The organism is Pseudomonas graminis, assembly GCF_013201545.1.
In the GTDB taxonomy this organism is placed as follows: Bacteria; Pseudomonadota; Gammaproteobacteria; order Pseudomonadales; family Pseudomonadaceae; genus Aquipseudomonas.
The window spans coordinates 3,906,468-3,926,739 of the sequence record NZ_CP053746.1; the positions used below are offsets into that span (position 1 = coordinate 3,906,468).

At 59.2% G+C, this 20,272-nt stretch carries 14 protein-coding genes and 5 pseudogenes; 12 read left to right on the top strand and 7 right to left on the bottom strand.

The features are described 5' to 3' along the window. Positions 1-283 precede the first annotated feature (283 nt). Positions 284-1,597, top strand: coding sequence for a branched-chain amino acid transport system II carrier protein (gene brnQ / locus FX982_RS17515; protein ID WP_172611793.1), 1,314 nt, complete (start codon positions 284-286; stop codon positions 1,595-1,597). A gap of 101 nt (positions 1,598-1,698) precedes the next feature. Here the strand turns inward: brnQ and FX982_RS17520 are convergent, their stop codons facing one another. After that, positions 1,699-1,950: a hypothetical protein gene (locus tag FX982_RS17520; RefSeq protein ID WP_065986299.1), complete on the bottom strand. Its 252-nt coding sequence runs from the start codon at positions 1,948-1,950 to the stop codon at positions 1,699-1,701. A 327-nt stretch (positions 1,951-2,277) separates the two neighbouring features. Here FX982_RS17520 and htpG point away from each other — a divergent pair, with 327 nt between their 5' ends. Further along, a complete protein-coding gene (gene htpG, locus FX982_RS17525) occupies positions 2,278-4,182 on the top strand; it encodes a molecular chaperone HtpG (RefSeq protein WP_172611794.1) in 1,905 nt (634 codons plus the stop codon). Between the two features lie 78 nt (positions 4,183-4,260). Beyond that, positions 4,261-4,986, top strand: a complete 726-nt coding sequence (locus tag FX982_RS17530; RefSeq protein WP_172611795.1) for a dienelactone hydrolase family protein — start codon at positions 4,261-4,263, stop codon at positions 4,984-4,986. A gap of 108 nt (positions 4,987-5,094) precedes the next feature. Here the strand turns inward: FX982_RS17530 and FX982_RS17535 are convergent, their stop codons facing one another. Continuing rightward, entirely contained in the window at positions 5,095-5,958 is an 864-nt protein-coding gene (locus FX982_RS17535; RefSeq protein ID WP_172611796.1) for a pirin family protein, read from the bottom strand. Positions 5,959-6,164: 206 nt separating this feature from the next. On the opposite strand from FX982_RS17535, the pseudogene FX982_RS24870 reads away from it, so the two are divergent. Together FX982_RS24870 and FX982_RS24875 are read left to right on the top strand one after the other, a co-directional pair. Continuing rightward, positions 6,165-6,869, top strand: a pseudogene (locus tag FX982_RS24870) (MCP four helix bundle domain-containing protein); the annotation flags it as partial. A 309-nt stretch (positions 6,870-7,178) separates the two neighbouring features. Continuing rightward, positions 7,179-7,775 (top strand): annotated as a pseudogene (locus FX982_RS24875) (methyl-accepting chemotaxis protein); the annotation flags it as partial. A 214-nt stretch (positions 7,776-7,989) separates the two neighbouring features. Here the strand turns inward: FX982_RS24875 and fabB are convergent. The 4 genes and pseudogenes from fabB to FX982_RS24880 form a co-directional block, all read right to left on the bottom strand. Further along, complete coding sequence (gene fabB, locus FX982_RS17545) at positions 7,990-9,216, bottom strand: beta-ketoacyl-ACP synthase I (RefSeq protein WP_122538419.1); 1,227 nt, start codon at positions 9,214-9,216, stop codon at positions 7,990-7,992. A gap of 10 nt (positions 9,217-9,226) precedes the next feature. Next, positions 9,227-9,742, bottom strand: coding sequence for a 3-hydroxyacyl-[acyl-carrier-protein] dehydratase FabA (gene fabA / locus FX982_RS17550; RefSeq protein ID WP_122538421.1), 516 nt, complete (start codon positions 9,740-9,742; stop codon positions 9,227-9,229). Positions 9,743-9,952: 210 nt separating this feature from the next. Beyond that, positions 9,953-11,452 (bottom strand): annotated as a pseudogene (locus tag FX982_RS17555) (response regulator); the annotation flags it as partial. A gap of 68 nt (positions 11,453-11,520) precedes the next feature. Beyond that, positions 11,521-11,890: pseudogene (locus FX982_RS24880) on the bottom strand (hybrid sensor histidine kinase/response regulator); the annotation flags it as partial. Positions 11,891-12,203: 313 nt separating this feature from the next. On the opposite strand from FX982_RS24880, the gene FX982_RS17560 reads away from it, so the two are divergent. The 4 genes and pseudogenes from FX982_RS17560 (at position 12,204) to FX982_RS17575 (ending at position 14,756) form a co-directional block, all read left to right on the top strand. Further along, positions 12,204-13,229: an NAD(P)H-dependent glycerol-3-phosphate dehydrogenase gene (locus FX982_RS17560; protein ID WP_172611799.1), complete on the top strand. Its 1,026-nt coding sequence runs from the start codon at positions 12,204-12,206 to the stop codon at positions 13,227-13,229. Positions 13,230-13,236: 7 nt separating this feature from the next. Beyond that, positions 13,237-13,569 (top strand): annotated as a pseudogene (locus FX982_RS24565) (DUF4389 domain-containing protein); the annotation flags it as partial. Positions 13,570-13,778: 209 nt separating this feature from the next. After that, positions 13,779-14,237, top strand: coding sequence for a phosphohistidine phosphatase SixA (gene sixA / locus FX982_RS17570; protein WP_172611801.1), 459 nt, complete (start codon positions 13,779-13,781; stop codon positions 14,235-14,237). A gap of 75 nt (positions 14,238-14,312) precedes the next feature. After that, complete coding sequence (locus FX982_RS17575) at positions 14,313-14,756, top strand: hotdog fold thioesterase (protein WP_172611802.1); 444 nt, start codon at positions 14,313-14,315, stop codon at positions 14,754-14,756. Between the two features lie 735 nt (positions 14,757-15,491). Here the strand turns inward: FX982_RS17575 and FX982_RS17580 are convergent. After that, complete coding sequence (locus FX982_RS17580; RefSeq protein WP_122534661.1) at positions 15,492-16,010, bottom strand: Hcp family type VI secretion system effector; 519 nt, start codon at positions 16,008-16,010, stop codon at positions 15,492-15,494. 666 nt (positions 16,011-16,676) lie between these two features. Here FX982_RS17580 and tssA point away from each other — a divergent pair. From tssA to tssC, 3 genes are read left to right on the top strand one after another with little or no spacing between them, the layout of a single operon-like run. Beyond that, complete coding sequence (gene tssA / locus FX982_RS17585) at positions 16,677-18,233, top strand: type VI secretion system protein TssA (RefSeq protein ID WP_172611803.1); 1,557 nt, start codon at positions 16,677-16,679, stop codon at positions 18,231-18,233. Positions 18,234-18,264: 31 nt separating this feature from the next. Next, the gene (gene tssB, locus FX982_RS17590) at positions 18,265-18,768 is read left to right on the top strand and encodes a type VI secretion system contractile sheath small subunit (protein ID WP_172611804.1); all 504 of its coding nucleotides are present in this window, start codon (positions 18,265-18,267) and stop codon (positions 18,766-18,768) included. A gap of 26 nt (positions 18,769-18,794) precedes the next feature. Then, positions 18,795-20,270 carry a type VI secretion system contractile sheath large subunit gene (gene tssC, locus FX982_RS17595; protein ID WP_172611805.1) on the top strand — a complete coding sequence of 492 codons (1,476 nt, stop codon included), beginning with the start codon at positions 18,795-18,797 and terminating at the stop codon, positions 20,268-20,270. The last annotated feature ends 2 nt before the right edge of the window (positions 20,271-20,272 follow it).

The window sequence follows — 20,272 nt, forward strand, 5'->3', positions numbered from 1 at the left end:
GCCACCTTCGGGTGGCTTTTGCGTTTCCGGCGTTTCGATTTGCGCTGATGCTTTGACCTTAATTCTGTAAGACATTTCTGATATGCGACACGAACGTGCGTTGAGTGGTCGCACCGCCCTGTATCGGTGCGCCAAATAGGGTAGGCTAGCCGCCGTTTTGTGCAGTCGGCTCCCACAAGGAGCGGCAGCGCGCTCAGGGTCTGTCTTAAAAGGGCGGGCAGCATTTCCCCCACCCTCAGGGAAATCCTCTTCTTAATTCCGATTCAGCAGTGTGGTTTCCTTAATGAAAGTGTTGAAAGGCCAGGACATTCTGGCATTGGGTTTCATGACGTTTGCGCTATTCGTGGGCGCTGGCAATATCATCTTCCCCCCGATCGTAGGCCTCCAGGCCGGCCCCAACGTATGGATGGCGGCCCTGGGCTTTCTGGTCACGGCCGTCGGCCTTCCGGTGGTGACGGTCATCGCGCTTGCCAAGGTGGGCGGCGCGATGGACGCGTTGAGCAGTCCGATCGGCAAGGTCGCCGGGACCATCCTCGCCGCCGTCTGCTACCTGTCCGTAGGCCCGTTGTTCGCCACGCCGCGCACGGCGACGGTGTCGTTTGAAGTCGGCCTGGCCCCGCTGACCGGTGAAAGCCCGCTGGCGCTGTTCCTTTATAGCCTGGTTTATTTCGTTCTGGTGTTCTGGATCTCCCTTTATCCGGGTCGTTTGCTCGACACCGTGGGCCGCTTCCTCGCGCCGCTGAAGATCATCGCCCTGGCCATCCTCGGCATTGCTGCCTTTGTCCTGCCGGCGGGTGAGGTCGGTATCGCCGAACCTGCCTATGTTGCGGCGCCGTTTTCCCAAGGTTTCATCAACGGCTACCTGACCATGGACACCTTGGGCGCGCTGGTTTTCGGCATCGTCATCGTCAACGCGATACGCTCGCGCGGTGTCGAGTCGCCCCGGCTGATTACCCGTTACGCCATCATCGCCGGCCTGATTGCCGGTGTCGGTCTGGCACTGGTCTACATCAGCCTGTTCCGTCTGGGTTCCGACAGCCATGCCGTCGCCGCCGGTGCAACCAATGGCGCTGCCGTCTTGCACGCCTACGTCCAGCACACCTTCGGCACCTTGGGCAGCAGCTTTCTCGCCGTGCTGATCTCGCTGGCGTGTCTGGTGACCGCGGTGGGTCTGACCTGCGCCTGCGCCGAGTACTTCAGCCGCGTGCTGCCGCTGTCCTACAAGACGCTGGTGATCCTGCTGGCGGCGTTTTCGCTGCTGGTCTCCAACCTGGGTCTGACCAAGCTGATCCAGTTCTCGATACCGGTGCTGACCGCTATTTACCCGCCATGCATTGCGCTGGTGGCGTTGAGCTTCTGCAAGGATTTCTGGCACGAGCAAGGGCGGATCGTCGCCCCGGTCATGCTGGTGGCATTCCTGATCGGTGTGGTGGATGCCGTCAAAGGTTCTGCGCTGGGGGGGTATGTGCCGGATGCACTGGCTCATCTGCCGTTGAGCGAGCAAGGCCTGGCATGGCTGATCCCGTCACTGATCACGCTGTTCGTCGCGTTCGTGGTGGATCGCGTGCTGGGCAAGCGCAGCGAAGCGCTGGCCTGAGGAGGAGGTCGGCGCATCGCGGAATAAACGCGCCGATCTTTTTCGAGCAGACAAAACAAAGCCCGCTAAATGCGGGCTTTGTTTTTTGAAACTCTGGAAACTTACTGCTTAGTTGCAGGTGCTGCCTGGTTCGCTTCTTTAGCGCGCTCTTGAGCGGCTTCAGCGTTCTTTTGAGCGGCTTCCTGACTTTCTTTGGCAGCGTCGTTCACTTTGTCTTGCGCTTTTTGCATCGATTCTTGCGACTGCTCGGCAGCCTTGTTTGCATCTTGCTGTTTATCTTCGGATTTTTTGTCACAGGCGGCGAGGCCCAGAGTGGCAGAAAGCATCAGGGCAATAGCTAAAGATTTACGCATGGGGTGTTTCTCCTTATTGGTCATCAACGTGGCTTCGAGCACTTGGTCGCAGGGTTAGTTCCATGTTCCGACGGGATTAATACATTAGCGTCTCAGCGACGTAACACCTCTGCGGATCACAGGAGGCTAATCGTTAATGTTCCGTCGTCAGTCATCAGATCTATGGCCTTGGGGGTTTCGATGACGAAGATTCTTCACTGACAGGATGTCTCTCCCTTGAAATCGTCTCCTCAGCCCCCACCTTGATGACAACCCGCTGCTCGGAGCCGCCCTCGGCGTTTCGCGCAGCTACCCCTATTTGTGTGGACTGATTGGAGTTTGATGACCATGAGTGTGGAAACTCAAAAGGAAACCCTGGGCTTCCAGACCGAGGTGAAGCAGCTGCTACACCTCATGATCCATTCGCTGTACTCGAACAAGGAAATCTTCCTTCGCGAGCTGATTTCCAACGCGTCCGACGCGGTGGACAAGCTGCGTTTCGAGGCGCTGTCCAAGCCCGAGCTGCTGGAAGGCGGTGCCGAGCTGAAGATCCGTGTCAGCTACGACAAGGACGCCAAGACCGTTACCCTGGAAGACAACGGCATCGGCATGAGCCGCGAAGATGTCATCACTCATCTGGGCACCATCGCCAAGTCCGGCACCGCCGATTTCATGAAGAATCTGTCCGGTGATCAGAAGAAAGATTCCCATCTGATCGGTCAGTTCGGTGTCGGCTTCTACTCCGCCTTCATCGTGGCCGACCAGGTTGAAGTGTTCACCCGTCGCGCCGGCCTTTCCGCCAGCGAAGGTGTGCACTGGTCGTCGAAAGGCGAGGGCGAGTTCGAAGTCGCCACGGTCGAGAAGGCTGATCGTGGTACCCGCATCGTGCTGCACCTCAAGAGCGCCGAAGACGAGTTCGCGGACGGCTATCGCCTGCGCAACATCATCAAGAAGTACTCCGACCACATCGCTCTGCCCATCGAACTGCCGAAGGAGCAGGCGCCTGTCGAGGGCGATGCGGAGCCTGTTGAAGAGTGGGAAACCGTCAATCGCGCCAGCGCGCTGTGGACCCGTCCCCGTGCCGAGGTCAAGGACGAGGAATACCAGGAGTTCTACAAGCACATCGCCCACGATTTCGAAAACCCGCTGAGCTGGAGCCACAACAAGGTTGAGGGCAAGCTGGAATACAGCTCCCTGCTGTACGTGCCGGCCCGCGCACCGTTCGATCTGTACCAGCGCGAAGCGCCGCGCGGCCTGAAGCTCTACGTGCAGCGCGTGTTCGTCATGGACCAGGCCGAATCGTTCCTGCCGCTGTACCTGCGCTTCATCAAGGGCGTGGTCGATTCCAATGACCTGTCCCTGAACGTGTCCCGCGAAATCCTGCAGAAAGACCCGATCATCGATTCGATGAAGTCGGCGCTGACCAAGCGCGTGCTGGACATGCTGGAGAAGCTGGCAAAAAACCAGCCGGAAGACTACAAGGGCTTCTGGAAAAACTTTGGTCAGGTGCTGAAAGAAGGCCCGGCCGAAGACTTCGCCAACAAAGAGAAGATCGCCGGCCTGCTGCGCTTTGCATCGAGCTCCGACGACAGCGGCGAGCAAAGCGTTTCGTTGGCCGACTACCTGTCGCGCGCCAAGGAAGGTCAGGACAAGATCTACTTCCTCACCGGCGAAAGCTACGCGCAGGTCAAGAACAGTCCGCACCTCGAAGTCTTCCGCAAGAAAGGCATTGAAGTGCTGCTGCTGACCGACCGTATCGACGAGTGGCTGATGAGCTACCTGAGCGACTTCGACGGCAAAGGCTTTGTTGACGTGGCGCGCGGTGACCTGGACCTGGGCAAGCTTGATTCCGAAGAGGACAAGAAAGCCCAGGAAGAAGTCGCTAAGGACAAGGAAGGGCTGATCGAGCGCCTGAAAACGGCGCTGGGTGATACCGTCAGCGAAGTCCGCGTCTCCCACCGTCTGACCGATTCGCCGGCGATTCTGGCGATTGGCGAGCAGGACCTGGGTCTGCAGATGCGTCAGATTCTGGAAGCGAGTGGTCAGAAGGTCCCGGATTCCAAGCCGATCTTCGAATTTAACCCGTCGCACCCGCTGATTGACAAGCTGGACAATGAGCAGAATGAAGACCGCTTCGGCGATCTGTCGCACATCCTGTTCGACCAGGCTGCGCTGGCAGCCGGCGACAGCTTGAAAGATCCGGCGGCTTACGTGCGCCGTTTGAACAAGTTGTTGGTTGAGCTCTCGGTTTAACATCCGCGTCACGGCAGAACCCGCTCCGGCGGGTTTTGTCATTTAATCTCCCTCCATCCTTGTCAGCAGGAGTTCGCTATGAGCAATGTGACTGTGCAGTCCATCGTCTATGAAATCGACGGCGTGAGCTACGAGAGCCGTCTGGCCTTCAGCGAAAGCGCTCAGGCCGCACCGGGTCTGGTGATGGCGCCTAACTGGATGGGCGTCAGCGAAGACGCCGAGCAGATTGCCAAAGACGTGGCGGCGAAGGGCTATGTGGTCTTGCTGGCAGATCTTTACGGCCAGCAAGTGCGCCCGACTAATGGTGACGAAGCGGCGGCTGCCATGATGCCGTTGAAGAATGATCGTGTGCTGTTGAACAAGCGCATGAAGGCCGCTCTGGATCAACTGACCGCGCAGACCATTGCCGCTGTCGACACGTCCCGGCTGGCGGCATTTGGCTTCTGCTTCGGCGGTTGCTGCGCGTTGGAGCTCGCACGTACCGGTGCGCCGTTAAAGGCTGCGGTGTCCTTTCACGGCACGCTCGACACGCCGAACCCGGCTGACGCCAACAACATCAAGGGCAAGGTGCTGGTGATGCACGGCGCTTCCGATCCTCTGGTGCCGAAAGAGCAACTGCCGGCGTTCGAAGCGGAAATGAACGCTGCCAACGTCGACTGGCAATTGCTGAGCTACGGCGGGGCGTTCCATTCCTTTACCGACCCGCACGCCAACAACCCGGGCGTACAGATGTACAACCCGACCGTGTCGAAGCGTGCGTTTACCTCAATGCACAACCTGCTGGACGAGGTGTTTGCGGGCTGATCACCTGAAGCAGGAGGCTGCTGACCGCTTGAATTTCCAATGTCAGCAGTTGCCTCGTCTGAAGGGTTCGCCAGCAAGTCGGCTCCCACAGGGTGTGTGACCCTGCGGCTATTTCCGGGGCCTTGGCAGTTCAATCCGCTCCACTTCTCCCGGCACGGTTGGCCAGTCCCCGGCCGCCCATTTTGCTCTGGCCTGTTCAATCAGCGCCGGGTCGCTGGCTACGAAGTTCCAGTTCATCCTTCTCGGCCCATCCAGTGGCGCACCGCCAATCAGCACCGCGTGACATTCGCTTTCCGCGCAAAGCGTCGGCTCGCTTCCAGCATCCAGTACCACCAGACTGCGCGCCTGCACCGGCTCGCCATCCAGCAGCAAATCGCCTTCGATGACGTACAGCGCGCGCTGTTCGTGCTCGGCGGGCACACACAGCGTCGTGGCGGTCTGCAGGTTCAGTTCGGCGTAAATCGTGGGTGACAGCACCGGCACCGGCGACTTCAGGCAAAAGCCTTCGCCGGCAATCAGGCGGATACGAATGCCCATGCCATCACTGACCGGCAGTGTATCGGCAGGGTGATGGCTGTAATGACCTTCGCCCTGCTCATGGGATGTGGGCGATGCCAGCCAGACCTGCAAACCATGCAGGCGCGAGCCGATGGCGTACAGGGCTTCGGGTGTACGCTCGATGTGGGCGATGGCGCGGCCGGCGGTCATCCAGCTGACTTCGCCGGGTCTTACGTGCTGATCGCTGCCGAGGCTGTCTTTGTGTCGGATTTCGCCTTCAAAGAGGTAGGTCAGGGTCGACAGACCGATGTGTGGGTGCTGGCGGATGTCCATGCCGGTGCCGGGCGCATAGGTGGTTTCCAGCATGTGATCAAAAAATACGAAGGGCCCGACGCTCCGGCATTGCGCAGCGGGGAGGGGGCGCAGGATGGGTTGGCCTTCGACGTCCTCGGCGCGGGGAATGATGGTCAGCATGATGGCGCTCTCCTCTGAATAGGGCACACAGGATATAGATCACTCGCGTACGTGGCTGGAATGCCGGTGCTACGTACTCTGTAATGAATTATTACGAAGTGCTCAAGAAATTGTCCTACAGAGCTTCATCTCTGAGCCGACATCACGAGCAACTGCTCTTTCCAGAGCGGAGTCTTGGGAAGGGACAAGGCATGACCGTGAGAAACATGAATATCGCACCCCGGGCCGCACTCGGTTTCGGCGTACTGGCCTTACTGGTGTTCGGTCTGGGCGCCTTTGCGTTGTTGCAGATGTCGAACATGCGCAAGCAGTCGGACCAGGTGGAAAACAATTGGCTGCCCGGCATTATGGAGCTTGGCACCATGGGCCAGGACCTCATGCGGATTCGTACCCTCACGTTGCGGCTGATGCTCAACCGCAGTCCAGAGGCTCTTCGTGACAACACAGCCAAGCTCGATGAGCTCAAGGCAGGCCTGCAAACCACGCAGCAAAACTACGCTGCCCTGATCGGCTCGCCCCGCGAGCGTGAGCTGTACGACAGTTTCTCCAGTGCGCAACAGGCTTATTTCCAGCGCCAGAATCGGGTCATGGAGCTCTCCGCTGCCAATCAGGTGGAGGACGCAATGCAGCTGGTCAATGGCGAGATGAACCAGTTCGCCGACAACATCACCCTCGCCCTGACCGAACTGACGGCGTTGAACAAGGAGGGCGCAGGACAGGCGAGTCATCTGGCGCGGGCGGTTTTCTCGAATGCGTTCGCCTGGGTCATGGGCATGATGCTGTTGACGGCGTTGATTACGTTACTGCTGGCGTGGGGTTTGACCCGCAGCATCGTCAGGCCGATCACCCAGGCGCTGGGCATTGCTCAGGTGGTGGCGGCGGGGGATCTCACCGGGGAGATCGTCGTGCAGGGTCGTGATGAACCGGCCCGATTGCTGGAAGCGCTCAAGTCCATGCAGCAGAGTTTGCGCAGCACGATCATGCGCATCGCCGATTCGTCGAATCAGTTGGCGTCGGCGTCAGAGGAATTGAGTACCGTCACTGAAGACGCGACGCGCGGCCTTCATCAGCAAAGCCTGGAGATCGATCAGGCGGCAACGGCGGTCAATCAGATGACCGCCGCTGTCGAGGAAGTGGCGCGCAATGCGGTGGCCACGTCAGAGGCGTCCGGGGAGTCTGACCGGATTGCCCAGCACGGTCGTCAACAGGTCCAGCAGACCGTGGCGTCCATTGCCCATCTGGCCGAAGACGTGACCGACGCCGGCGAGCAGGTACAGACCCTTGCGCAGAAGGTATATGGCATCAGCAAGGTGCTGGACGTGATTCGCTCGGTTGCCGAGCAGACCAATCTGCTGGCGTTGAACGCAGCCATTGAAGCCGCGCGGGCAGGGGAGGCGGGACGCGGCTTTGCGGTGGTGGCGGATGAGGTTCGAGCTTTGGCCCATCGGACGCAGTCGTCAACCCTGGAAATCGAACAACTGGTGGGCGACATCCGTCAGGGCACCGATCACGCCGTGGCCGCCATGCAAGACAGCAACAGCCGCGCGCAGACCACCCTGGAGCTGGCGCAGTCTGCCGGGGTGGCGCTGGATGACATCGCTGCCGCTATCACGCTGATCACCGAACGCAACATGGTCATCGCCAGCGCCTCAGAGGAGCAGGCGCAAGTCGCTCGGGAGGTGGACCGCAATCTCACCAATATCCGCGACATCTCGCTGCAGAGCTCGGCAGGCGCCAACCAGACCAGCGCCGCGAGCCAGGAGCTGTCTCGACTGGCAACCGACCTCAACGGCATGGTCGCAGCGTTCTCGGTGTAACACCGGACGCCGGTCCCACGGAATGTACGTGGTGCCTTTGTGGGACCGGCTTTAGCCGGGAAGAGGCCGGTTTGCGCACCATCAATTTCGCGGTGTGACACCCGACGTCTTCCCGGCTAAAGCCGGTCCTACAAAACCGGGTCCGCGCCAATGCATTTACCTCGCCCACAAAAAAGGCGCCCCGAAGGGCGCCTTTTGTCTGCAACCGGCTAAATCACTTGCCAGTCCAGCGCTTCATCACCAGCGTGGCGTTGGTGCCGCCGAAGCCGAAGCTGTTGCTCATCACCAGATTCAGCTCGGTGTTTTCGCGGGTCTTGGTCAGAATCGGCATGTCGGCAACGGCGGGGTCCAGCTCGTCGATGTTCGCCGAACCCGCCATGAAGTTGCCTTCCATCATCAGCATGCAGTAGATCGCTTCGTGAACGCCGGCGGCGCCCAGGGAGTGACCTGACAGGCTCTTGGTGGAGCTGATCGCAGGCGCCTTGTCACCGAACACTTCACGCACGCCTTCCATTTCCTTGACGTCGCCGACCGGAGTCGAGGTGCCGTGGGTGTTCAGGTAGTCGATGGTGCCGTCTACGGTCGACAGCGCCTGCTGCATGCAGCGGATGGCGCCTTCGCCGCTCGGCGCGACCATGTCATAACCGTCGGAAGTTGCGCCGTAGCCAACCAGTTCGGCGTAGATCTTCGCGCCACGGGCCAGAGCATGCTCCAGCTCCTCAACTACCACCATGCCGCCGCCGCCAGCGATGACGAAACCGTCACGGTCGGCGTCGTAGGCACGGGAAGCCTGTTCAGGCGTGTCGTTGCGCTTGCTGGACAGCGCGCCCATCGCGTCGAACAGGAACGACTGGCTCCAGTGCTCCTCTTCACCACCGCCGGCAAACACGATGTCCTGCTTGCCCATCTGGATCTGTTCCATGGCGGTACCGATGCAGTGAGCACTGGTGGCGCAGGCAGAAGCGATGGAGTAGTTCAGGCCCTTGATCTTGAATGGCGTCGCCAGGCACGCTGAAACAGTGCTGCTCATGGTGCGGGTGACGTAGTACGGAAGAACCTTCTTGATGCCTTTCTCGCGCAGGATGTCCAGCGCTTCCATCTGGTTCAGGGTCGACGCACCGCCGGAGCCGGCAATCAGACCGGTGCGCGGGTTGGAGACCTGCTCTTCAGTCAGCCCGGAGTCTTCCACGGCGCTCTTCATGGCGACGTATGCATAAGCTGCCGCCTGACCGACGAAGCGCAGGGTCTTGCGGTCGACCAGTTCCTTGAGCGGCAGATTTGGATCGATAGAGCCCGAGACCTGACTGCGCAGACCCATTTCGGCGTATTCCGGATTGAAACGGATGCCAGGGCGACTTGCACGCAAGTTGGCGGAGACGGTGTCTTTGTCATTGCCCAAGCAGGAAACAATGCCCAGACCAGTGATAACGACGCGGCGCATGCGAATACCCTTAGAAATTGTCAGTGGAAGTGAAGACGCCGACACGCAGGCCTTCAGCGGTGTAGATTTCGCGGCCGTCCACGCTGACCGAACCATCGGCAATCGCCAGGTTCAGCTTGCCTTTGAGGACGCGCTTGATTTGGATGTTGTAGGTGACCTTGCTGGCGGTCGGCAGGACCTGGCCGAAGAATTTCACTTCGCCCGAGCCCAGTGCGCGACCGCGGCCTGGCAAGCCTTGCCAGCCCAGAAAGAAGCCGACCAGTTGCCACATGGCATCGAGGCCCAGGCAACCTGGCATCACCGGGTCACCTTCGAAGTGACAGGCGAAGAACCACAGGTCCGGGTTGATATCGAGTTCGGCGACCAATTCACCCTTTCCGTACTTGCCGCCTTCTTCGCTGATATGGGTGATGCGATCAACCATCAGCATGTTGGGGGCGGGCAATTGCGCGTTACCTGGGCCGAACAGCTCGCCGCGACTGCAGCGCAGCAGATCTTCCCGGGTAAAGGCGTTTTGTTTGGTCATGCGAGCTCCTCGATAATCCTGTGCGGCAGGGTGTGGCGTTACTTACCCAATCTGGCCAGCGGGAAATCCCTCGGCTGGCAGCCTACTCATAGACTATTGCGTTGTAGTGAAAGTCACAGCACGGGTGAAATGAATGTACACCTGTGCACTGAAATATTTAGTCCGCGCGTTGGCGTGGGTCGAATCTGCGCACAAGACTGCCGCAATTTATCATTTACCGCCAGTCGCAGATGGCTTAATGGTCAGCCATCGCTGCAAAACCTGCTGTAAATCAGTACGTTTGAACGGCTTGGCCAGGTAATCGTTCATTCCGGCTTGCAGACAAATATCCCGGTCGCCGTGCTGGGCATTGGCGGTCAGGGCAATAATGGGCAACGTCGCCAGCCCCGGCAACAGCCGGATTCGGCGCGTTGCTTCGTAGCCGTCCATGACCGGCAGTCGGCAGTCCATCAGAATCAGCGCGAAGCTTTCCCGACTGGCCATGCTTACTGCTTCAACACCATCCGCCGCCATACTCACCTGCAGGCCCAGACTGCGCAGCATTGCGTCGACCACCGTGCGGTTCACCGGGTTGTCTTCGACCAACAGCACACAGGCGTCGCGGCTCTGGGGCAGCTCACCGACGGCGCCGGGCGCAGGCTCGATCACCGGCTGCTGAACCCGCTGCAGCGGGATTTGCAGCTGGAACACCGAGCCGAGTCCTTCGCTGCTCTGCGCCTGGAGCGACCCGCCCATACGTTCGGCCAGATTGCGCGCGATAGGCAGTCCCAGCCCGGTGCCCCCGTATCGCCGGGAGATGGAGTTGTCCGCTTGCTGAAACGCATCGAACATTGACTCCAGCAAATCCGGGGAAATGCCGATGCCGCTGTCGCGGACTGCACAGGTAAACAGGATGTGCTGCGGGTCGGGGCAGGTGAAACCCGCTTCGACGCGCACGCTGCCAAACTCGGTGAATTTCAGCGCATTGCCGATCAGGTTGACCAGAATCTGCCGGATTCGCGTGGGGTCGCCCTTGACCTGCAAGGCCTCTATCGAAGGCGGCGTATCCAGTTCCAGTGCCAGACCGCGCTGCTGGGCGTTGTGGGCAAACGCCTGAACCGAGGTGCTGATGAGGTCGGCGAGATTGAATGAAATGCTCTCCAGTTCCAGCGCATCGCGTTCGAAGCGTGAGAAATCGAGGATGTCGTTGATGACCCGCAGCAGATGCTCGGTGGATTCCATCGCCAGCGCGGCATATTCAGCCTGCTCGTCGGTCATGCTGGTGGTTTCCATCAACTGCAGCATGCCCAGCACGCCATTCATGGGCGTGCGCAGCTCGTGGCTCATCATTGCCAGAAATTCGGACTTCGCGTTGTTGGCGCGTTCGGCTTCTTCGCGGGTGCGGATGAGTTCGTCCATCGCCTGCTTCTGCTCGCGGCTCGCCTTTTCCAGGCCCAGGGCCAGATTGTTGATGTGCCGCGCCAGATCGCCCAGTTCGGCATCATCCGCAACCGGCAGCGGCGCTGAATAGTCACCGTGCTGGATGGCCTTCACCGCTGCGCTCATGGCACTGATCGGCTGGGACAGGCTCAGCGACAAGCGCCTCGCCAGCATGTAGGTGAACAGAAGGGCGAACATCGCCAGCACACCGGCCTTCAGCAATATCTCCTGTTCCCGCTGATTGAACGCATCACTGGACATGCCCACCAGCACCCGGCCCAGGTAACCTTCGACCGGCACGCTGGGATCGTCATCGGCACGTGCCGTATCGGCGTTTTCGATTAGCCGGGAGGACCTGTCAGGCTGTAGGCGAATCGGTGCCTGAAACACTTCCATCTGCCGCGAACGCCCCTGCTCCTCGGCAGGCTCGACATGCACCAGAACCACACCAGCGCTGTTGCGAACCTCGAGAAAACGCACGTGGGGCGTGTTCATCGTGGCCTTCATGAGGTTTTCCAGAACGGCATTGTTGCCGACGATGACGCCATATTCCGACGCGGGGGCCAGTTGGTTGGCGATGAGCTGCCCGGTGTGATTGAGCTCCTGTCGCAGGTCCTGAATGCGCACCACAGTAAAGAAGCTGATCAGCAGCAAGGTCAGCAACAGGGCCGGGCCCAGGCTGAGGATCTGCGTCCGGGTGCTGATGTTCCAGCCGCGTTGAGCTGTCACGAGGCGGTTCCGGCTGTCAGGGCCCGGAGGGTTTGCCGATGTTCAGGCATGGCGAAGCCTGACGGGGCACGAGAGGTGGACGCTTCGTGTCATGTGACGGATCTCTTCGGGAGCGACCTGACGATAGCTCATCGGCGCCGTTGAGGAATTTTCATTTCGGGTGCGCATCTTAACTGAGCTGTGGGCATTTTCCTCGGCAAGAGTGGGGGATCGGCTATAAGTTCGTGGGGGCAACTTTTGCCGCTGGCCGCGAGCCTGACGCTCCGTATAATGCCCGCATCGCCAGATGTGATGGCCCTGAATGGATTGTTTTATGACCCAGCAGCAACCAATAGCGGTCCTTGGCGGCGGCAGCTTCGGGACCGCAGTGGCCAATCTGTTGGCCGGCAACGGTCATCGGGTGACGCAGTGGATGCGCGATCCGGAGCAGGCCGAGGCGATCCGCGTCAATCGCGAGAACCCGCGCTACCTCAAGGGCATCAAGGTGCTCGAAGGCGTCGAGCCGGTCACTGATCTGCACGCTACCTTGCAGGGCAGTCAACTGGTCTTCGTCGCGCTGCCGTCCAGTGCGCTGCGTGGCGTATTGACGCCGCATGTCGATCTGCTCACCGGCAAGATGCTGGTCAGCCTGACCAAGGGCATCGAGGCCGACACCTTCAAGCTCATGAGCGAGATCCTTCAGGACATCGCACCTGCTGCGCGAATCGGCGTGCTGTCCGGCCCCAACCTGGCCCGCGAAATCGCCGAGCACGCCCTGACCGCTACGGTCGTCGCCAGCGAAGATGAAGACCTCTGTCAACAGGTTCAGGCCGCGTTGCACGGCCGCACCTTCCGCGTGTACGCCAGCGCCGACCGTTTTGGCGTGGAGCTGGGCGGCGCGCTGAAAAACGTCTACGCCATCATCGCCGGCATGGCAGTGGCGCTGAACATGGGCGAGAACACCAAGAGCATGCTGATTACTCGGGCGCTGGCGGAAATGACCCGTTTTGCGGTCAGTCAGGGTGCCAATCCAATGACCTTCCTCGGGCTGGCCGGGGTCGGCGATCTGATCGTCACCTGTTCCTCGCCGAAGAGCCGTAACTACCAGGTCGGCTTTGCCCTGGGCCAGGGCTTGAGCCTGGACGAAGCGGTTACCCGGCTGGGCGAGGTCGCGGAGGGCGTCAATACGCTCAAGGTGCTCAAGACCAAGGCGCAGGAACTGCAGGTTTACATGCCGCTGGTGGCCGGGCTTCACGCGATTTTGTTCGAGGGCCGTACGCTGGAGCAGGTCATCGAGCTGTTGATGCACGCCGAGCCCAAGACCGACGTCGATTTCATCTCAACCAGTGGTTTCAACTGATCCCCACATGGAGAAGCTCTTGAACGAATCAAAACTCAAGCAACACGAACCAATCCTGCTGCGCATCCTGTGGATGCTGCTGTTTGTGCTGGTCTGGCAGGTGGCGGAAGTCGTGCTGGGCGTGGCGGTCCTGGTGCAGCTGGTTTACCGCCTGTTCAACGGCGCGCCGAGCCTCAGCGTGATGTCGTTCGGTGACAGCCTGAGTCAGTACCTGGCGCAGATCGGCCGCTTTGGCACCTTCCACACCGATCAGAAGCCGTGGCCTTTTGCCGATTGGCCAACGCCGCGTGCACCGGAGGGCGAGGCGCCGCATGTTGTGGTCGATAAGCCGCAACCGGCGCCTTCTGCTCCGCAACCCGCTGCAGCCACGCCGCCACCGGCGCCTGTTACCCCGCAGCCGGTACCTGCTGCGACGCCACCGGTTTCCGAAACGACACCACCGGTCTTCGAAGCGCCGTCGGTGGTTGCCGACACGTCGCACGGGGTTGCCGACGTACCGCCCTCTGCGCCGGTTACGCCGCCGTCCACGCGGGGTGAGGAGCCGAAACCGTGAAGGTCTGGATTCTGCGCCACGGCGAGGCGAAACCTCAGGCGCGTATGGACGCCGAGCGCGAGCTGACCGCCAAGGGTCGCGAAGAGGTCTTGCGCAGTGCCGCTCACCTCATGGGTCAGCCGCTGCAGCGGATCCTTGCCAGCCCGTATGTGCGTGCCCAGCAGACCGCCGAACTGGTCCGTCAGGCCCTCGGGTTCACCGATGCCATCGTGACCGTGCCGTGGCTGACGCCGGACGGCAATCCCCACAAGGTACTGGAACAGCTGGATGCGTACAGTGCAGAGAATGTCTTGCTGGTCAGTCATCAACCTTTGGTGGGCACGTTGATCGGGCTGGCGGTGCATGGCTCTTTGCAGCAGGCGCAACCGATGCACACCGCCAGTCTTGCTTATCTTGAGGCAGATCTGCCCCTTGCTGGCGGGATGCAACTGGTGGATGTTCGGCACGTTGAATGATGGAGCGGCGAGCGTTTCTGCGTTCCCCGCTGTGTGTGAGATGCAGTGCAAACCCTCAAATAACAAGGAAGAACCATGAGTGTATGGCGTAGCCCTCCAGACCTTGATGCGCTTAATGCGAAGCAGAAGAACACCATCGGTGAGGTGCTGGATATTCGATTTGAAGCCGTCGACGATCAGTCGCTGACGGCGAGTATGGCGGTGGATGAGCGCACTCATCAGCCTTATGGTTTGTTGCATGGCGGCGCCTCGGTGGTGCTGGCGGAGACGGTGGGTTCTACCGCCAGTTATCTGGTGATCGATACTGAGCGGTTCTTCTGTGTGGGGATCGAGGTCAACGCGAACCATTTGCGCGGGGTGCGCAGTGGGCGGGTGACGGCGGTGGCGCACCCGGTGCACATCGGGCGTACGACCCATGTCTGGGATATCCGGCTGACGACTGAGGATGGCAAGGCGTGTTGTATTTCCCGGTTGACGGTGGCGGTGGTGCCTCATGGAGAGCAGCCGCCCGGTCGTTGAGCGAAGATCCAGAGCGTCTGCCTAGGGGCAGACTGTTTCGCCTTCGGCGACTTACTTTTGAAAAGTCGAAAGTCGCACCCTCCAAAAGTAAGGAAAAGTGCCTGCTCCTGGCTTGGTTCCTCCTTCGTCGGAATCCCCTCACTCCGGTCCCGCTCCGTGGGCCCGCGCCGAACGGACATCCATGTCCTGACGGCGCTCTCGTCGCATCCATGCGGCTGGGCCCACTCCACGAGACCTGCGTTCAGCCTGCACCCAAGTCGCGATTGGCGGTGTCTGGGCTTTTTGCGCATGAACATCAAAAGCAGATCAACAGCTTCCCGGCTGAAGCCGTCCTACATGCTCGCGCGGTCTGTTAGTGGGACCGGCTTTAGCCGGGAAGAGGTCAGCCAAGGTGCCGACAGTTTTGCTGATCGGACCCCTGCCTGTGGGAGCGAGCTTGCTCGCGAATGCTGTTGCTGTGCCTTTTGATCTTCGTACATAAAAAATTCGGACGACGACAGTCGCGACTTGGGCCCACGGAGCGTCGTCGAGTGAGGGAACCCGACGTAGAAGGGGCCAGATCGGGAGCAGGCACTTTGGTCGCCTATAGCTTGATTGGTCGGCGCGAACATCCATCCTTACTGCCGTGTGATGGAGTTCCTCACCCTGAGACAAACGTCAGAAAGTTAAGTTGGCCTTTATGGTCAAGACCTCAACCGGCAGCATCGGCCGAGGTCTTGAGGATGTCAGCTGAAGTTAGCCAGCAACTGGAGAGCGCCAGTCATCGGAACCCGAGGTGCCACACACTTCATGGGTCCAGGTGATTTTACGATAGGTGAACTCTACGTCTTCCAGATGAGTGAAGTGCGAGTTCGACGGGTCCTGGCAGTTATGCATGTAGTCTTTGATGTCGACGATAATCGCGTCTTCAAGTTTGGTGGTGTAGTAATGCTCCTGTGTACCCGCTGCGGAAGTGCGATACCACTGGATGGTAATTTCGGTCAAACGTTCGCCCGATGTCAAAGCTGCCAGTAATAGGGGTGAAGACTTGTCGAACACCTTGGTGATCTTGACCGGCTTGTGCACACGCTGACCGGTTGGCTGGCCGGATTGCGGGTCGCGGGGAATGATCATCTCATGCTGGAACCCTTGCACCATGACCTGGTCTTCGTGACCTTCCTGGTAAGTGTTGCCGACCGAGTCAGCAGTAAAAGCGCCTGCGGTGATCAGACCCTGCTTGGTGCCCGTGATGGACATATATGCTGGTGTCGCCATGGAGATGCTCCTTGCCTCATAAATAGAAATACCCGAGAGCGTATTTGCTTTGGGTGTATGAGGTATTCCAAACTTCGTGCCAATTTCATAAAACCTATATAAATCAAACGCTTGTAATAAAATTCAGTGATCAGGTCGTTATGAAGCCAGGCTAGTCGCTGTAATGTGCGCAAGAAGTTGCGCAGTAGTGCGCAACTTCTTGCGCACTCGCAGCAAAGGCCCGTCCGACAAGGCTGGGGGCGCATTATTTGCCGTTTCATGAGATCGAGAGTGCGCAACTTATTGCGCATAATGGCTGGGTGCTATTCCGCAATTGCTGTGGAGCAAAGACCTTTTGAAGTTCATCGGCCTTCGTTAGGTGCTGTGTGTGGCAGCGTGGAGCTCTCTTTGACTACTCTTATATTTAGCTTTACGCGCTAGTGATCAGGAAGCCGGATCGCTGGAACTCAACGATAACTGTGAAGTTTGTGGATATTTCCTACGGAGCATATGGAATTATCGCGTTCATGGATGGCTTGATAGTGATAAACACGCTGAGTATTATCTACGGCCTCAGAAGGGTAGACGTTTTGTTACATATCAACCCGGCAGCAGTTTCTAAAATAATTCCGTTACATCAGCAGCTTTATTCGCTGCATTGACGGGGTTTTATATCGAAGATTATGCATGTCCTATTCAAGCCAGCTCTCCGCTCATTATCTTGAAGTCGCTCACGCCCCTATTTCCGTCGGGAGCTTTGCGGGCGAAGACGTTCGATTTTCAAATGAATACGAAGCGCTGGAGAGCGAGCTGAATAAAGCTCAATCCATGCATGTACAAGGTCAGCTCGACTGGCTAAAAGTGCGCGATCAATGTGAAAACCTGCTCCGCAACCTGTCCAAAGATCTACGCGTTGGGGCATGGCTTGCCTGGGCGTTATATCAGCGTGAGTCGTTTCATGGGCTGTTGGCAGGACTTGAACTTCTTCACCATCTTTGCGTGCATCATTGGGCCGAAGTTCATCCCGCCAAAGCCCGCACGCGTTCCGCAGCCATGGGTTGGCTGATTCCCCGTATTGAGCAGGTGCTCAACGATAACGTTTCGGTCGATGAGCAATCACCGCTATTCAGTCGCCTCGTTGAAATTCTTGAAGACCTTGATGCGGTATTTACACAGCACATGGGCGATGACGCGCCCTTGCTCCTGCCGATCTCCCGCCGCTTGAAGAACATGGCCCAGCGGGCGACCGACAACCTGCCGAACACCGGGGCCGTTGGCGCGGCTGTACAGCAGGTCAAGCAGGCTGCTACCCAGTTATTCGCCCCATCGGCAGTGATCAGCGATGAGAGAGACGCCCACAAGTCCTTGCGTCTCCAGCAGGAGCGCGCGCGTGCGTTGTGTGCCTGGTGGCTCAGTCAGAAACCTTGCGACCTGCGCGCGTTGCGCCTCAATCGCACAATGCTTTGGTTACCAATCGAGACGCTGCCAGAGCGCAACTCAGACCAAATCACTGCGCTTCGTGGACTTCCCGCAGACAAGCTCAAGGGCTATCAGGACAAATATGATCACGGCAGCTACGCCGATTTGCTCCTTGAGCTGGAGGCGAGCCTGGCAAAGGCGCCGTTCTGGTTCGATGGCCAGCGAATGGTCTGGGAGTGCCTGCAAGGGATGAGCGCTGAGACAGCAATGCGAGAGGTAGAACTTCACTTTGCTCAGTTGATTCAACGATTACCGGGTGTCATCGAACTGCGTTTTCACGACGGCGCGCCTTTTGCGGATCAGGCAACCCGGGCCTGGATCACCGCTAGCGTCATGCCTCGCCTGCAGGCCGCCAGCGCCCCCCGCAAAGTAGAAATGGCTGACACGCAACCTGTCTGGGAGTTTGCCTTGGAAAACGCGTCGTCGGTGTTGCGCAAGGATGGCCTCAGAGCGGGGGTGCAATTTCTCAAGCAAGGCATGCACAGCGCCCAAGGCGGTCGCGCACGATTTTTTTGGCAGTTAGCTCTTGCCCGGCTGTGCTTGACCGCCAGGAAATACGAACTCGCCAAGACCAAACTCGAAACCCTCGACAAAACCCTGCAGGACTCAGGCATCGATGCCTGGGAGCCTGAGCTTGCGCTGGAAGTGTTGCATCTCTTGCACAGCTGTTTCGAGTTGCTGCCTCAGGATCACGGAGCCCGGCAGCGCAAGGAAGAGGTGTATCGCAGGCTGTGCCACCTCGACCTCGAAGTCTTACTTGAATAGGCCTCAGAGCCTTAATAACAGGAGAACGGCCATGGCCAAAGAAGGATCGGTAGCGCCCAAAGAACGCATCAATGTCACGTTCAAGCCCGCGACGGGTGGTGCGCAGGAAGAGATCGAGCTGCCGCTGAAGCTCCTCGCCATCGGTGATTACACCCTGCGTAAAGACGAGCGAAAAGTTGAAGAGCGCAAGCCCATCAGCATCGACAAGATGACGTTTGACGAGGTGCTGGCCAAGCAGGATCTGAGCCTCACGCTGAGCGTGCCGAACCGTCTGCAAGAGGGTGAAGGCAATGAAGAGTTGGCGGTGCAACTGCACGTCAAATCGATGAAGGACTTCAATCCCGCCTCGCTGGTGGACCAGGTACCCGAACTGAAAAAACTCATGGAACTGCGCGACGCCCTGGTGGCGCTTAAAGGACCGTTGGGTAACGCGCCCGCTTTTCGCAAAGCCATCGAAAGTGTCCTCGCCGATGACGAGTCCCGCGGTCGCGTGCTCGGCGAGCTCGGTTTGAATGCCGCCGCCCAGGACACCTGAGTCCATCCCGCCAAGGAGCCAATATCATGAGTACGACACCATCGCAGCAGCAGAGCAGAGCGTCCGGCGAGCTCAGCATTCTCGACAGCATCATCGCCGAAACCCGTCTGCCTCGAGATGAGGATGCCTATGGCATCGCCAAGCGCGGCGTGTCGGCGTTTATCGAAGAGCTGCTCAAACCGCAAAACGCGGGTGAGCCGGTCAAGAAGGCAATGGTTGACCGCATGATTGCCGAGATCGACGCCAAGCTCGGCCGCCAGATGGATGAGATTCTGCACCACCCGGCCTTCCAGTCTCTGGAGTCGTCCTGGCGTGGACTGCGGTTGCTGGTAGAACGGACCGACTTCCGCGAGAACATCAAGATCGAAATCCTCAACGTATCCAAAGAGGACTTGCTGGAAGATTTCGAAGCTTCACCCGACGTCATGCAGGCCGGGCTCTACAAGCATATCTACACCGCCGAGTACGGTCAGTTCGGTGGGCAGCCGGTAGGGGCGATCATCGCCAACTACTTCATGTCCCCGAGCTCGCCAGACGTGAAGCTGATGCAGTACGTCTCCAGCGTTGCCTGCATGTCTCATGCGCCGTTCATTGCCGCTGCTGGCCCCAGGTTCTTTGGCCTGGAAAGCTTCACGGGCTTGCCAGACCTGAAAGATCTGAAGGATCACTTCGAAGGCCCGCAGTTCGCCAAATGGCAGAGTTTCCGCCAGTCGGAAGACGCCCGTTACGTTGGTCTGACAGTGCCGCGTTTCCTGCTGCGCAATCCGTACGACCCGAAAGAGAACCCGGTCAAGTCGTTCGTCTACAAGGAAACCGTTGCCAACAGCCATGAGCACTATCTGTGGGGCAACACGGCGTACGCTTTCGGTACCAAGCTGACCGACAGCTTCGCCAAGTTCCGCTGGTGCCCGAACATCATCGGCCCGCAGAGCGGTGGCGCGGTCGAAGACCTGCCTCTGCACCACTTCGAGAGCATGGGTGAAATCGAAACCAAGATCCCCACCGAAGTATTGGTGAGCGATCGTCGTGAATACGAGTTGGCGGAGGAGGGGTTCATCTCGCTGACCATGCGCAAGGGCTCAGACAATGCGGCGTTCTTCTCCGCCAGCTCGGTACAAAAGCCGAAGTTTTTTGGCACGAGCGCGGAAGGCAAGGCGGCGGAGCTGAACTACAAGCTCGGCACACAGCTGCCGTACATGATGATCGTTAACCGTCTTGCTCACTATTTGAAAGTCCTGCAACGCGAGCAGCTGGGTTCGTGGAAAGAACGCACCGACCTCGAACTGGAATTGAACAAGTGGATTCGCCAGTACGTAGCCGACCAGGAAAATCCGAGCGCGGAAGTCCGTGGTCGTCGTCCGCTGCGTGCCGCGCAGATCATCGTCAGTGATGTGGAGGGCGAGCCCGGCTGGTACCGCGTCAGCCTGAACGTGCGCCCGCACTTCAAGTACATGGGGGCCGATTTCACCCTGTCGCTGGTGGGCAAGCTGGACAAAGAGTGAAG

Excerpts from the sequence above, each read along its gene's own strand:
- FX982_RS17520 (WP_065986299.1), bottom strand. The coding sequence starts at position 1,950 with ATGCGTAAATCTTTAGCTATTGCCCTGATGCTTTCTGCCACTCTGGGC.
- tssA (WP_172611803.1), top strand. The coding sequence starts at position 16,677 with ATGTCCTATTCAAGCCAGCTCTCCGCTCATTATCTTGAAGTCGCTCAC.
- tssB (WP_172611804.1), top strand. The coding sequence starts at position 18,265 with ATGGCCAAAGAAGGATCGGTAGCGCCCAAAGAACGCATCAATGTCACG.
- tssC (WP_172611805.1), top strand. The coding sequence starts at position 18,795 with ATGAGTACGACACCATCGCAGCAGCAGAGCAGAGCGTCCGGCGAGCTC.
- FX982_RS17575 (WP_172611802.1), top strand. The coding sequence starts at position 14,313 with ATGAGTGTATGGCGTAGCCCTCCAGACCTTGATGCGCTTAATGCGAAG.
- FX982_RS17530 (WP_172611795.1), top strand. The coding sequence starts at position 4,261 with ATGAGCAATGTGACTGTGCAGTCCATCGTCTATGAAATCGACGGCGTG.
- FX982_RS17560 (WP_172611799.1), top strand. The coding sequence starts at position 12,204 with ATGACCCAGCAGCAACCAATAGCGGTCCTTGGCGGCGGCAGCTTCGGG.
- fabB (WP_122538419.1), bottom strand. The coding sequence starts at position 9,216 with ATGCGCCGCGTCGTTATCACTGGTCTGGGCATTGTTTCCTGCTTGGGC.
- fabA (WP_122538421.1), bottom strand. The coding sequence starts at position 9,742 with ATGACCAAACAAAACGCCTTTACCCGGGAAGATCTGCTGCGCTGCAGT.
- FX982_RS17580 (WP_122534661.1), bottom strand. The coding sequence starts at position 16,010 with ATGGCGACACCAGCATATATGTCCATCACGGGCACCAAGCAGGGTCTG.
- htpG (WP_172611794.1), top strand. The coding sequence starts at position 2,278 with ATGAGTGTGGAAACTCAAAAGGAAACCCTGGGCTTCCAGACCGAGGTG.
- FX982_RS17535 (WP_172611796.1), bottom strand. The coding sequence starts at position 5,958 with ATGCTGACCATCATTCCCCGCGCCGAGGACGTCGAAGGCCAACCCATC.
- brnQ (WP_172611793.1), top strand. The coding sequence starts at position 284 with ATGAAAGTGTTGAAAGGCCAGGACATTCTGGCATTGGGTTTCATGACG.